This window comes from Luteococcus sp. Sow4_B9 (assembly GCF_052116585.1).
Taxonomy (GTDB): Bacteria; Actinomycetota; Actinomycetes; order Propionibacteriales; family Propionibacteriaceae; genus Luteococcus.
The window spans coordinates 205,499-218,556 of sequence record NZ_JBQKKT010000004.1; the positions used below are offsets into that span (position 1 = coordinate 205,499).

Annotated in this window: 13 protein-coding genes and 1 riboswitch; of the genes, 8 read left to right on the top strand and 5 right to left on the bottom strand. The window is 68.5% G+C overall.

Annotated elements, in window-relative coordinates; all coding sequences use genetic code 11:
* The first annotated feature begins 5 nt into the window (after positions 1-5).
* The 6 genes from ACTQ49_RS04715 (at position 6) to meaB (ending at position 7,510) form a co-directional block, all read left to right on the top strand.
* A complete protein-coding gene (locus ACTQ49_RS04715; protein ID WP_441826681.1) occupies positions 6-422 on the top strand; it encodes a molybdenum cofactor biosynthesis protein MoaE in 417 nt (138 codons plus the stop codon).
* A gap of 1 nt (position 423) precedes the next feature.
* Positions 424-1,131 carry a HesA/MoeB/ThiF family protein gene (locus tag ACTQ49_RS04720; RefSeq protein ID WP_441826682.1) on the top strand — a complete coding sequence of 236 codons (708 nt, stop codon included), beginning with the start codon at positions 424-426 and terminating at the stop codon, positions 1,129-1,131.
* A gap of 126 nt (positions 1,132-1,257) precedes the next feature.
* A complete protein-coding gene (locus tag ACTQ49_RS04725; RefSeq protein ID WP_441826683.1) occupies positions 1,258-1,689 on the top strand; it encodes a DUF6918 family protein in 432 nt (143 codons plus the stop codon).
* A gap of 148 nt (positions 1,690-1,837) precedes the next feature.
* Positions 1,838-2,103: riboswitch (cobalamin riboswitch) on the top strand.
* Positions 2,104-2,252: 149 nt separating this feature from the next.
* Positions 2,253-4,145 carry a methylmalonyl-CoA mutase small subunit gene (mutA, locus tag ACTQ49_RS04730; RefSeq protein WP_441826684.1) on the top strand — a complete coding sequence of 631 codons (1,893 nt, stop codon included), beginning with the start codon at positions 2,253-2,255 and terminating at the stop codon, positions 4,143-4,145.
* Complete coding sequence (gene scpA / locus ACTQ49_RS04735; protein ID WP_441826685.1) at positions 4,142-6,325, top strand: methylmalonyl-CoA mutase; 2,184 nt, start codon at positions 4,142-4,144, stop codon at positions 6,323-6,325. Before mutA ends, scpA begins: the two co-directional genes overlap by 4 nt.
* Before the next feature lie 159 nt (positions 6,326-6,484).
* Positions 6,485-7,510, top strand: coding sequence for a methylmalonyl Co-A mutase-associated GTPase MeaB (meaB, locus tag ACTQ49_RS04740; protein WP_441826686.1), 1,026 nt, complete (start codon positions 6,485-6,487; stop codon positions 7,508-7,510).
* Positions 7,511-7,631: 121 nt separating this feature from the next.
* Here meaB and ACTQ49_RS04745 read toward each other — a convergent pair whose 3' ends face one another.
* The 3 genes from ACTQ49_RS04745 to ACTQ49_RS04755 all read right to left on the bottom strand — a co-directional run bounded on the left by ACTQ49_RS04745 (position 7,632) and on the right by ACTQ49_RS04755 (position 8,943).
* Complete coding sequence (locus ACTQ49_RS04745) at positions 7,632-8,372, bottom strand: EcsC family protein (protein ID WP_441826687.1); 741 nt, start codon at positions 8,370-8,372, stop codon at positions 7,632-7,634.
* Between the two features lie 11 nt (positions 8,373-8,383).
* Entirely contained in the window at positions 8,384-8,683 is a 300-nt protein-coding gene (locus ACTQ49_RS04750) for a hypothetical protein (RefSeq protein ID WP_441826688.1), read from the bottom strand.
* A gap of 98 nt (positions 8,684-8,781) precedes the next feature.
* Positions 8,782-8,943, bottom strand: coding sequence for a hypothetical protein (locus ACTQ49_RS04755; RefSeq protein WP_441826689.1), 162 nt, complete (start codon positions 8,941-8,943; stop codon positions 8,782-8,784).
* Between the two features lie 186 nt (positions 8,944-9,129).
* On the opposite strand from ACTQ49_RS04755, the gene ACTQ49_RS04760 reads away from it, so the two are divergent.
* Positions 9,130-9,954, top strand: a complete 825-nt coding sequence (locus tag ACTQ49_RS04760; RefSeq protein WP_441826690.1) for a hypothetical protein — start codon at positions 9,130-9,132, stop codon at positions 9,952-9,954.
* Positions 9,955-10,080: 126 nt separating this feature from the next.
* Here the strand turns inward: ACTQ49_RS04760 and ypfJ are convergent, their stop codons facing one another.
* The gene (ypfJ, locus tag ACTQ49_RS04765; RefSeq protein ID WP_441826691.1) at positions 10,081-10,962 is read right to left on the bottom strand and encodes a KPN_02809 family neutral zinc metallopeptidase; all 882 of its coding nucleotides are present in this window, start codon (positions 10,960-10,962) and stop codon (positions 10,081-10,083) included.
* Between the two features lie 192 nt (positions 10,963-11,154).
* Here ypfJ and ACTQ49_RS04770 point away from each other — a divergent pair, with 192 nt between their 5' ends.
* Positions 11,155-11,850 (top strand): NUDIX hydrolase, encoded by a 696-nt coding sequence (locus ACTQ49_RS04770; protein WP_441826692.1) that lies wholly within the window; start codon positions 11,155-11,157, stop codon positions 11,848-11,850.
* Positions 11,851-11,939: 89 nt separating this feature from the next.
* Here ACTQ49_RS04770 and ACTQ49_RS04775 read toward each other — a convergent pair whose 3' ends face one another.
* Positions 11,940-12,863 carry a Bax inhibitor-1/YccA family protein gene (locus ACTQ49_RS04775; RefSeq protein WP_441826693.1) on the bottom strand — a complete coding sequence of 308 codons (924 nt, stop codon included), beginning with the start codon at positions 12,861-12,863 and terminating at the stop codon, positions 11,940-11,942.
* Between the last annotated feature and the right edge of the window lie 195 nt (positions 12,864-13,058).

Sequence of the window (13,058 nt, forward strand, 5' to 3'; positions counted from 1 at the left end):
GGACCATGCCCCATGCTGCCGTGCTCGATACCGCGCTGGATCCTCGCCGGGCCCGCGATGCCGTGATGACCAGTACCGATGGCGCCTGCGTCCTGTTCGAGGGCGTGGTGCGCAACCATGACCACGGACGTGAGGTGACCGCGCTGGCCTACAGCGCCCACCCCGACGCCGCCCGAGCCATGGAGACCGTGGTGCGAGAGGTGGAAGAGGAATTCCAGGTGACCGCCTTCGCCGAGCACCGCGTCGGAGACCTGGTGATCGGCGACGTGGCGCTGGTGGCGGCCTGCTCCAGCGCCCACCGGGCGCAGGCCTTCACCGCCTGCGGGGCCCTGGTGGACCGGATCAAGGAACGCGTCCCGGTCTGGAAGAACCAGCACTTCGGCGACGGCAGCAGTGAATGGGTGGGGCTGGGTGACTGCTGACATGCCCACCACGACCTCCGGCTCCGCGGTGCCCGGCCAGTGGCACCGCCAGCGCCGCATCATGGGAGAGGCGGGCCAGGAGCGCCTCGCCCGCGCCCGCGTCCTGGTGGTGGGCTGCGGGGGGCTCGGCGCCGGGGCCATCCCGGCCCTCACCGCCGCCGGCATCGGCCAGCTGACCCTGCTGGACGATGACGTGGTCGAGAACACCAACCTCAACCGCCAGACCCTGTTCACCGCCCAGGACATCGGCCAGCCCAAGGTCGAGCTGGCCGCCCGACGCATGCGCGCCCTCTCCCCACAGGCCACGATCACCGCCCTGGACCATCGACTGACCGGCCAGGACGTCGAGCTGGTCGCCCAGCATGACGTCGTGGTCGACTGCACGGACCGCGCAGCCTCCCGTCAGGCGATCTCCGGGGCCTGCCGTGCAGCTGGGGTCCCGTGGGTTTGGGCGGCCATCGATGGCTGGACGGCGGTCCTCAGCGTCTTTGCCCCGGGAGGGGTGCAGTGGGAGGACGTGGTGCCGGATCCGACGGAGGCCCCGGCCCCACTGGACATCCTGGGATCCGCCCCTGCCCTGGCGGGAGCCTGGCAGGCGGCCGAGACCGTCAAACTGCTCACCGGTCTGGGCACCCCCTTGGTCGGGCGCCTGGCCGTCGTGGACCTGTTGGGCGCCGACGTCCGTTTCGTCGACCTGAGCGCCCGCTGAGCGCGACGATCCCGTCAACCTGTCAGCGGCCCCGCGCACCCGTCGAGTCCTGCCACAATGGGACCGCTCCCCCGGCAACGGGCGCCCGTGCCCGAATGAATCGACACAACACTGGAAGGCACATCCATGAGCTTCACCGAACAGCTGCTCGATCCGGCCAAGCGCCCGCAGGTGGTCGAGGCCATCTCCACCGTCATCGACCAGGAGGTCGAGTCCAAGGGTGGTCTGGGTGGCATGGCCATCAAGACGGCCTACGCCAGCGCCAAGAAGATGAAGGACGGCATCGTCCCCAAGGGCACCGACGCGATGCTCCCGGAGATCGCCTCCGCTCTGGCCCCCTACTGGGAGGCCAAGGGTGACCAGGACTTCGGCAGCTACCTGTCGAGCCGTTCGGGTGAGGTGGCCGACGCGCTGCTCGCCGTCGCCGATGCCAAGGCCGAGTCGCCCGACAACGCCGCCATCGCCAAGATCTACAAGCCGATCCGCGGCAAGGCCAAGGGCTACGTCGAGGAGGCCCTGCCCCGCCTGGCCACCGCGATCACCCCCTTCGTCAGCTGACGCAGTCGAAGAACAGACCCGACGGTGCCGGTGTCCCCATGGGGGCACCGGCACCGTCGTGCTTCCCGAGTCCAAGCCCACCACAGGCCTACGAGGTAAGACCATTTCGGGCAAAATGCGGCCCCGCCCCTCCGCGCGAACTCGAGCCCGCTAGTGTGGAGGTGCTGGTTCGGCCCATGCAGATGGGCCGTCGCAAGAGGGAATCCGGTGTGAATCCGGAACTGTCCCGCAGCGGTGAATGGGAACGACACCACCCGTCCGGCATGCGAGGGATCGCACGCCTCCAAGTGGCGCAGGCAACTGCACCACTGGACGACAAGCACTGGGTCTGGGCCTGGGAAGCGGTGGTCGAGGAAGACGCCTGACGGCGAAGCGCCCATGAGTCCGAAGACCTGCCAGTCGCGTCGCGCCAGCCAGGTGCGCCGCTGGAGACGACCCACCGCGAACAGTCCTGCAGGGTGTTCCCGGACAGGCCGTCACCGCCAGAATGAGCCGAGGAGCACTTCAGTCCGGTCGGAGGCCGAGAGGCCAGCCGACGACAACCTCATCGGAGCAGGAGTCCCATGACAACGACCGAGCAGGTCGCCCGCGAGGGAGCTGGAGAGTTCAAGCTCGCCAGCGACTTCGCGAAGCCGGGGATGGACACGTGGCGCGCTGCCGCCGCGAAGGTCCTCAACCGCGGGCGCCCAGAAGACAAGCTACTGACCGGCGACGAGGCCGTGGCCCGTCTCGTGACCACCACCGTCGACGGCATCGAGATCGCCCCCATCTACACGCTGGAGGATGCCCCGGAGGACCTCGGCGTCCCCGGCGTGGCCCCCTTCACCCGAGGCACCACCGTCCACAACGGTGAGGCAGACGCCTGGGACGTGCGTGCACTGCACGAGGATCCCGACGCCGCTTTCACCCGCAAGGCCGTGCTGACCGACCTCGAGCGCGGCGCGACGAGCCTGTGGTTCCGTCTGGACCCCGACGCCATCGCGGCCGACCAGCTCGGTGAGATGCTGGCCGACGCCATGCTGGAGCTCATCACGGTGGAGGTCTCCAGCCGCACCGACCAGGCCGCCGCCGCCGAGGCGCTGCTGGCCCTGGTGGAGGCGAACGACAAGCCGAAGAACCAGAAGAGCGTCGTGCTCGGCCTGGACCCGATCGGCTGCGCGGCCCTCAACGGCACCACCCCCCAGCTCGACGGGCTGGCCGAGTGGACCAAGCGGATCGACGGCATGCGCGCCTCGCGGGCCATCGTCGTGGATGCCACCATCTGGCACAATGCCGGCGCCGGCGACGTCCACGAGCTGGGCTTCGCCCTCGCCACGGGCGTCGAGTACGTCCGTGCACTGATGGCCCAGGGCCTGACCGCTGACCAGGCCTTCGACACGATCGACTTCCGCGTCACCGCGACCGTCGACCAGTTCGCCACCATCGCCAAGCTGCGCGCCCTGCGCACCGCCTGGTCCAAGGTGGGCGAGACCTTCGGCGTCTCCGAGGCCAAGCGTGGTGCCCGCCAGCACGCCGTCACCTCGTGGCGTGAGGTCACCCGTGACGACGCCTACGTCAACATGCTGCGCGCCACCATCAGCACCTTTGCTGCCGGCGTCGGTGGCGCCGAGGCGATCACCGTGCTCCCCTTCGACACCGCGTGGGGCCTGCCCGGCGACTTCAGCCGCCGCATCGCCCGCAACACGCAGATCGTGCTCGCCGAGGAGTCCAACATCGTCCGCGTCAATGACCCGGCCGGTGGCTCCTGGTACGTGGAGACGCTGACGCGCAAGCTCGCGGAGGCCGCCTGGGCCGTCCTGGGCAGGATCGACGCTGCCGGTGGCATGGCCAAGGCCGTCGTCGACGGACTGCCGATGAGCGAGCTCGAGCCGGTCATCGCCGAGCGCGCCAAGCGCCTGGCCAACCGCAAGAAGCCGATCACCGGTGTCTCCGAGTTCCCGAATGCCGGCGAGGCCGCGGTGACCACCGCCAAGCCGCGTCCGGAGGCCCCGGAGTACAAGGGCCTGCAGTGGAAGCGCGACTCGGAGGTCTTCGAGGCCCTGCGCGACGCCACCAAGGACAACGCGGATGCCAAGGTCTTCCTGGCCTGCCTGGGCGCGCGTCGTGACTTCGGCGCCCGCGAGGGCTTCGCCTCGAATGCCTTCCACGTCGCTGGCCTGGCCACGCCGGAGTGCGAGGGAGGCAGCGTCGAGGAGATCGTCGCCGCCTTCAAGACCACCGGTAGCCCGGTGGCCTGCCTGTGCTCCAGCGCCAAGGTCTACGCCGAGCAGGCGTTGCCCGTCGCCAAGGCCCTCAAGGAGGCCGGTGCCAAGACCGTCCTGCTGGCTGGCAACCTCAAGGAGCTGGGCGACAGCGCTGCCGAGGCCGAAGGTGTCATCGACGGCACCATCGGCATGGGCATGGACATCGTCGCGCTGCTCAACCAGACCCTCGACACGTTGGGAGTGTCCAAGTGACCGAGATCCGTTTTGATTCCGTCCCCCTGGGCGAGCAGGCCATCCCGGCCGACGCCCAGGCCCAGTTCGAGCAGCTGCTCGCCCAGGCTCCCGCCGTCGAACAGTGGGTGACCCCCGAGCAGATCCCGGTCGAGCACCTGTACGGCAAGGACGCGTACGAAGGCATGGACTTCCTGGAGACCATGCCGGGTCTGCCGCCCTTCCTGCGTGGCCCCTACGCCACCATGTACACCAACCAGCCGTGGACCATCCGCCAGTACGCCGGATTCTCCACCGCAGCCGAGTCCAATGCCTTCTACCGCCGCAACCTGGCGGCCGGCCAGAAGGGTCTGTCGATCGCCTTCGACCTGGCCACGCACCGTGGCTACGACTCGGACCACCCGCGGGTGACCGGTGACGTGGGCATGGCCGGTGTGGCCGTCGACTCGATCCTGGACATGCGCCAGCTCTTCGACGGCATTCCGTTGGACCGCATGAGCGTGTCGATGACCATGAATGGTGCCGTTCTCCCGGTGCTCGCCCTCTACGTGGTGGCGGCCGAGGAGCAGGGTGTGAAGCCGGAGCAGCTGGCCGGCACGATCCAGAACGACATCCTCAAGGAGTTCATGGTTCGCAACACCTACATCTACCCGCCCCAGCCGTCGATGCGGATCATCGCGGACATCTTCGCCTTCACCAGCGCGAACATGCCCAAGTTCAACTCGATCTCCATCTCCGGCTACCACATGCAGGAGGCCGGCGCGACGGCCGACATCGAGATGGCCTACACCCTGGCCGACGGCGTGGAGTACATCCGCGCCGGCGAGTCCGTGGGCCTGAACGTCGACCAGTTCGCCCCGCGCCTGAGCTTCTTCTGGGCCATCGGCACCAACTTCTTCATGGAGGTGGCCAAGATGCGTGCGGCTCGCATGCTCTGGGCCCGCCTGGTGAACCAGTTCGGTCCGAAGAACCCGAAGTCGATGAGCCTGCGCACCCACTCGCAGACCTCCGGTTGGTCGCTGACCGCCCAGGACGTCTACAACAACGTGGTGCGTACCTGCATCGAGGCCATGGGCGCCACCCAGGGCCAGACCCAGTCGCTGCACACCAATGCCCTCGACGAGGCCATTGCCCTGCCCACCGACTTCAGCGCTCGCATCGCCCGCAACACCCAGCTGTTCATCCAGCAGGAGTCGGGCAACTGCCGCGTCATCGACCCCTGGGCCGGATCGGCCTATGTCGAGAAGCTGACGCAGGACCTGGCCGAGAAGGCGTGGGCCCTGATCCAGGAGGTCGAGGAAGCCGGCGGCATGGCCAAGGCCATCGAGCAGGGCATCCCGAAGATGCGCATCGAGGAGGCCGCGGCCCGCACCCAGGCCCGCATCGACTCCGGCCGCCAGCCGGTGATCGGCGTGAACAAGTACCTGCTGGACAATCCCGAGCCGCTCGAGGTCCTGAAGGTCGACAACGCCAAGGTGCGCGCCGAGCAGATCGCAAAGCTGGAGAAGCTGCGCGCCGAGCGTGACGAGGAGGCCTGCCAGGCCGCCCTCGAGAAGGTCACCTGGGCCGCCGCCAACCCGGACCCGACCGATCCGGAGCGCAACCTGCTGAAGGTGGCCATCGACGCCATGCGCGCCCAGGCCAGCCTCGGCGAGCTGTCCGACGCGCTGGAGAAGGTCTTCGGGCGTTACACCGCGCAGATCCGTACGATCAGTGGTGTGTACTCCAAGGAAGCAACCGGATCCGAGGCCATGGACGAGGCCCGCAAGGCCGTCGAGGCGTTCGAAGAGGCAGAGGGCCGTCGTCCTCGCATCATGATCGCCAAGATGGGTCAGGATGGCCACGATCGTGGCCAGAAGGTGATCGCCACGGCCTTCGCCGACCTCGGTTTCGACGTCGACGTGGGCCCGCTCTTCCAGACCCCGGAGGAGGCTGCTGCCCAGGCCGTCGAGGCCGATGTGCACGTGGTGGGCGTCTCCTCCCTGGCAGCCGGACACCTCACGCTGGTGCCCGCGCTGCGTGCCGAGCTGGACAAGCTCGATCGCCAGGACATCCTGATCGTCGTCGGCGGCGTGATCCCCGAGCAGGACTTCGAGGATCTGCGCAAGGCCGGTGCCGTTGACATCTACCCGCCGGGCACCAACATCCCGGCGTGTGCCGTCAGCCTGATCGACAAGATGCGCCAGGCCATGGACGCCTGATCCAGGCGTCGTGACCCCCGCGTCGGGCGGTCCGAGTTCGCTCGGGCCGCCCGTCGCCGTTCATCCCACCGCTCGCCGGCCTTCCGCCAAAGGCCCGAGATCCCACCAAAGGCCAGACGCCCCACCGAAAGCCCGACGCCCCACCGAAAGGTTGCCCCGATGCCCCGCAAGATCGACGTCCCAGCCCTGGTCGAAGGTGTCCGGGAGGGAAGGCGCGCCGCCATTGCGCAGGCCATCACCCTCGTCGAGTCCCGCCTTCCGGCGCACCGCCCCTTGGCCCGTCAGCTCCTCACCGAGCTGACCCGCGAGCCCACCAGCGCCGTGCGCGTGGGCATCTCCGGCGTGCCGGGTGCCGGCAAGTCCACCTTCATCAACTCCATGGGGCAGCGGCTGGTCGAGCAGGGGCACAAGGTGGCCGTCCTGGCCGTCGACCCCTCCAGCACGCGAACCGGCGGATCGGTGCTGGGCGACCGCACCCGCATGGGCGAGCTGACCCAACTGGAGAATGCCTTCGTCCGCCCCTCCCCCAGCGGCAACCACCTGGGCGGCGTGGCGCGCGCCACCCGCGAGGCGATGCTCGTCGTCGAGGCCGCCGGATATGACGTCATCATCGTGGAGACGGTGGGTGTCGGGCAGTCCGAGGTGGCCGTGGCCGGCATGGTGGACACCTTCCTGATGCTGGCCCTCTCGCGCTCCGGCGACCAGCTGCAGGGCATCAAGCGCGGCATCCTGGAGATCACCGACGTGATCGCCGTGAACAAGGCCGACGGCGACAATGCCGGGGAGGCGCGCGTCGCTGCCCGCGAGCTGTCCATCGCCATGAAGCTCGTCACCCAGCAGAATGACGGCCGACGGGTGCCCGTGCTGACCTGCTCGGCCCTGCAGCGCATCTCGCTCGACGAGGTCTGGCAGGCGGTCATCGAGCACCGCGAGTGGCTCGATGAGACCGTGGGGCTGGCCCACCACCGGGCCCAGCAGCAGGTGGTGTGGATGCACTCCCAGATCGAGGCCACCCTGCTGGACTCGATGCGTTCCTCCCAGCAGCTGCGCGACCTGCGAGACCGGCTGGAGGAGGACGTGCGCGAGGGCCGCACCAGCGCCCTGGAGGCCAGCGGTGACTTCCTGCGGGAGTTCGCCACCCAGGTGCCGCAGATGGACTGGGCCCAGGGCAGGACGGTTCTCTGAGTCTGGGCCGCCGCTCATCGGCGCGCTGGCCGACTGGGCCACGCACCGCGGCATGACACGACGAAGGCCCCGGTCGCACCAGTTGGCGGGTGCGGCCGGGGCCTTCGTCGCTGTTGCCGCGTCAGAGGGGGCTGTTGCCCTGGTTTGCGGCATCGGCCATGCCGGCGGGGAATTCCTGCAGAGCCTGCTCGCCGATCCGGTTCATCATGTAGCCGTCGAGCACGCCGCCCACGGCGCCACCGATCACCGGGACGCCCTTGCCGAGCTTGGCCAGGGTGCCCTGACCGACGCTCTTCAGCAGGCGGAAACCGACCGCCTTGTTGACCATCATCATGGCCGGGCGCGGCAGGTTGCGCAGTGCCAGCGACGTGAACCGGCCACTGGCGGTGGTGACGCCGGCCTTGGCCAGCACGTCCTCCGCATTGGAGCCGACCAGCGTCAGCAGCACCGCGGTGCGGATGTTCGGCTGGCTGATGTCATAGCCACGCAGCTTGGCGACGGCCGCCGTCATCCGGGTGGCCTGCACGTAGAACTCCAGCAGGTTCGCGGGGATGGCGATCGGCATCGTGATGAAACCACCGATGCTGGTGATCAGGCCGCCTGCAGCGCCCGAGGTGATGTGACTGCGAACCACCTTGTTGACGGCCTTCTCGACGTCGCCACCGGCAGAGGACAGGGCGTCATCTGCCACCTCTGCGGCGGAGTCGAAGGGCTTCTTGCCGTCGATGCCGATCGACAGGATGCTCTCGATCAGGCTGCTGATGGCCCCGTCATCGGTGGAGGGGTCATTGGCCTGCTCCAAGGCACTCCGAGCAGTGCTGACGTCGGCCTTCTGTCCCTTGAGGATGTCGAACAGACCCATGGTCACCTACCTCAGTTCTGCTCCGGGTCCACGGCAACGCCGCGGGCCGCGAGCTCGCTCTTGTACTGGTTGCGGACGGCGCGGCCGGTGCGCGACGGGAGGCCGATGCCCCAGCCGAGCAGCAGGCCACCAAGGGCGGCCAGACCGGTCACGTAGTAGATACGCGTCGTCGGATCCTTGACGCCGGTGTTGTAACCGCGGACGGCGGCCATCAGCTTGCCCATGTCCCACACGACATTGGCCAGCATGGCGCCGCCAGCGATGAGGGCAGCAATGCCCAGCAGCATGAACAGCCATTTCAGAAACTTCATGCTGCGAGAGTAGTGCCCGACACTGCCGCTCGTTCACCGATCAGCTCAGCGGGAACACAGTTTCGCCCACAGCGTCAGAAGGGCCGGTGGGCGGGCCGTCAGACCGCCGGTTCGATGCGATCGAGCGCCTTGGTCCAGTGATCCTCGAATCGGGCCTTGTCCCCATCGACGAGCAGGTTCTCGTGGGTGATCTCGGTCAGGGTGGGGGTCTGACGGTCGCGGAGCCCGTGCCACCGTCGTCGCCCTCGGGATCCACCCATGGTCGCACGCCCGCGCAACACCCGGAGGGGTAGTCTTGCGGGGTGTTCCTGCCCCCCCGTTCGCCGTGCCTCCTGGCCCCCTGTCTGGGCTTGGCGATGGCCGTTGCGTTGGGGGCGTGCCAGACGCAGGATCCCGTTCCCCCCGCCTCAACCTCCACGGTGCCCAGTGCGTCGGCTACACCTCCGGTGGCCACGACGGACCTCACCCAGCCCGGGGCAGCCCGCAAGGCCGTGGGAGAACTCGTCCGGGCCGCCGGCGGACTGCCCGTCATCAAGCTGGACGTCTCCCGATCGACGGCCACCCTCAGTGCCCTGAAGGACGGCCGGATTGCCGCCTGGCAGTGGGACAAGGGCCTCGTTCGACCGGTCGAGAGCGACATCGAGTACATCCAGCAGGCCACCTTCTCCCCCGCCGACTACCAATTGGACGACTTGGGCCAGGTCTTCGACACCGCGGCAGAGCTGTCCGGCTCCCGCCAGAACCAGCAGCTGCAGATCGTCGAGTACGACCACGGCGAGGTGCTGATGACCGTCACCACCCGCCCCGAGTCGCGCACCGTCTTCCTCCGCCCCAACGGGACGCCGATCAACCAGCTCGACTTCAGCACCGCCGCAGGGTTCGAGGAGGCGATCCGCGACACCACCAAGGCCGACGTACCGGTGCTCGCGATGGGCTGGCATCCCGAGACGGGCTTCTGGAGCGACCGCCCCGGCGCCCAGAAGGGCGTCGTGCGGCGTACCACTCGTCAGGCCCGGCTGCCGGCCTGGTCGTCGGAGCGCAAGGCTGCCTCCGATGGCCCGGCCTTCCTCGCGTCCAGCGTTGACCCCGACGTGCTCACCAGACTCGTTGCCACCCTGCCCGCGGAACTGGGCCGGCCCGAGGCAACGGTGACCGTCGAGATCTCACGCCAGCACCAGATGGCGCTGCCGGTGATGACCTTCGACGTCGACGGCCAGAAGGTCGTCACCACCCTCTCCGGCACTGACATCACCCAGATGTTGGGCGGCTGAGAGCCTGGCGGAACAGCGGCGCGGAACGGGGAAACGCACACGACGGCAGCTCGACGCACGAGGCCCCGGCCAGCACGGCGATGGAGCCGTGGGCCGGGGCCTCTGGCCAGGCGGTTGCGAGCAGGATCAGGCTTCCAGGTCCTGCGCGGTGAAGGCCTGTGAGCAGACATTGGGATCACCGCTGGTGAAGCCCTTGCCCAGCCAGTTCTGACGCATCTTGGCCGAACCGTGGGTCCAGGTCTCCGGGTTCACCTGGCCGGCGGTGCTCGCCTGGATCCGGTCGTCGCCCACCGCCGCGGCGGCGTCGGCGATGCGATTCAGGTCGTCCTGGGTGACCTTGGCGATCGGGCTGTTGGGATCACTGGTGGAGTTCTTGAACCAGACGCCCGCGTAGCAGTCCGCCTGCACCTCGAGGCGCACCTGCGGCGAGTCGGGACCGGTCTGGTTGCCCGCCGACTGCACCTTCTGCAACTGGCCGGTGAGGGTCTGGATGTGGTGTCCGTACTCGTGGGCGATGATGTACGCCTCGGCCGAGTAGCCGCCCTGGGCGCCGAGCTGCTGCAGGAGCTGGTTGATGAACTCGGTGTCGATGTACACCTTCTGGTCTGCCGGGCAGTAGAAGGGGCCAACCTGGGAGTTCGCCGCGCCGCAGGCCGTGTTCACCGCGCCGGTGAAGGGCACCGTGGGGGCCGGCTTGTACTGACCCTGCTGGAACTGCGTGTTCCAGTAGCTCTGCACCGAGTTCACATAGGCCACCCAGCGGCACTCACGGTCCGCCTGCACGTCGGCGCCGGTCTGGCAGTGCTCGTACTGGTTCGACGCGGCACTGTTGTTGCCGGCATTGCTGGGCACGCCGCCCATGATGTCACCGGGATTGAAGCCAAAGATCAGGCCCAGGATCATGACGATCAGGCCCAGGCCACCGCCCAGCGCCACGCCACCGCCGCCTCCGCCGCTGCTCGGCTGCAGCTGCGAGCTGTCCAACTTGGCATTCGGGTTGAACTCCATGGTCGCCCTTCCTCGGCTCCGACGACACCCACCGACCCGGCAGGCATCCGTCCATCGTCTGGATCAGGGTACCCAACCGGGTGGCCCCGCGCCGAGAGGGGCGGGCGGAGCATCGCTGACGGCGTAGGCACCGCGGCCCGCCCTGCGGGGTGGCAGTAGGGGGCCACCGCCGAGAGCTGCCATGATGGATGAATGCGCATCATCGGAATCGGATCACCGGGAACCGGGGAACTGGTGCGCCTGCCCGTCGAGCACGGCCAGCACCCACACCAGCAGCTGTGGCGCCGCGGCCTCGTGGTGGCGGAGCTGTTGACAGCGGCCGTCGAGGACGGAGAGGTCGTGCTGACGGCCCGCGTCCTGCCGCGCACACCCTCGTCGCGACCACCCCGGATCAAGCACCGCGGAGTGGATCCGGATCTGGCCGTGCGGCCCGGGGAGAAGCCGGTGGACAACCAGCGGATCGCCGCCTACGCCGTCGTGCGTTCCTCCCGAGGCGTGCTGGGAACCGAGTGCAGCGACAAGACGGCGGTGCCGGGCCTGTGGCAGCTGCCCGGTGGCGGCCTCAACCCGGGCGAGTCGCCGTCGGAGGCCCTGATGCGCGAAGTGGCCGAGGAGACCGGACAGGAGGTCCGGATCAACCGACTGATCGACCTGCAGAGCGACCACTGGGTGGGCCGCGCACCGAATGGCGTGCTGGAGGACTTCCACGCGCTGCGCATCATCTACACGGCCACCTGTCTCAACCCGACCACGCCCAATGTGGTCGACATCGACGGCACCACCTCACGGGCGGCCTGGATCCCGCTGCGGGGATGGCGTTCACTGCCCTGGACCTCCGGCGCCCGGTCCTTGCTCGACAAGCACCTGGACAGCGTCCCCACCTGGTGATGCACCTTCCTGCGCCCTGTGTGACATGACTGCGGCCCCGCTCCCTCGTCGAGGAAGCGGGGCCGCAGTGGTGCGGACTGCTGGTGGAGTCAGTCGCGACGGAAGTAGCTGAGCAGTCGCAGGATCTCCGTGTAGAGCCAGACCATGGTGACGGTCAGGCCGAAGGCCGCGCGCCAGGACTCGCTGGCGGGGGCATTCATGGCGATGCCGCGCTCGATGTCATCGAAGTCGATGACCAGGTTGAACACGGCCAGACCGGCACCGAGCAGGGCGGCCACCAGGCCGATGACCCCCGAACGCATGCCCATGTTGATGCCGAAGAGCGCCAGCACGAAGTTGATCAGCATCACGCCGGCGAAGGCCGCGGTGGTGATGAAGACCATCCGACGCACCTTGCTGCTGACGCGGATGTTGAAGAACTTGTAGGCGGCCAGGGTTGCGCCGGCCGCGGCGAAGGTGCCCAGTACCGCCTGCGAGACGATACCCGGGTACTGGTACTCGAACATGGCCGAGAACGCGCCGATGAAGACGCCCTCGATCACCGAGTAGAAGAGCACCAGGGCCGGGTTGATCTTCTTGCGAGCGGCCACCAGCATGACGGTGACGAAGCCAACCAGGGCGCTCAGGATCAGTGCAGGCATCATCAGTGCCGGCGGCATGAACAGGAAGGCCGCGACGGCGGAGGCCATCAGGGTCAGCATGGTGATGCCGGTCTTGCCGATGACGTCGTCGAGGGTCATCGGCGGTTCCATCTGGCCGGGCTGCTGGAACTGCTGCGGCGCCTGGCCGTAGGCGTCGTAACCGGGCTGGCCGTAGCCCTGCTGGGGCTGGCCGTACTGCTGCCCGAACTGGGGCTGGCCGTACTGCTGCCCGAACTGGGGCTGGCCGTACTGCTGGCCGCCGCCGAACTGCGGCTGGGTGTAGGGGGCCTGGCCACCGTACTGCGGCGGGGCGTACCCCTGCGGCGCTCGGCGGCTGAAGGCGTCGGGCTGGGAAAGAATGGGATTTGCCATGGTGGCTGAGTGTTCCTTCTGGTCAGGGACGTGCATCCAGTGTATTCAACGCCCCCATGAGCATCCCCCATTCCCGTGCTGCCCCTGAGTCGCCCCTGATCCGCGGGTCTCGCGTCGCGTGGGATTGTCGGCCCCGCGTGGCTTCCAATACCTTCCCCCAGCCCCGCGTGGGTTCCAACACCCCGCGACTGATAC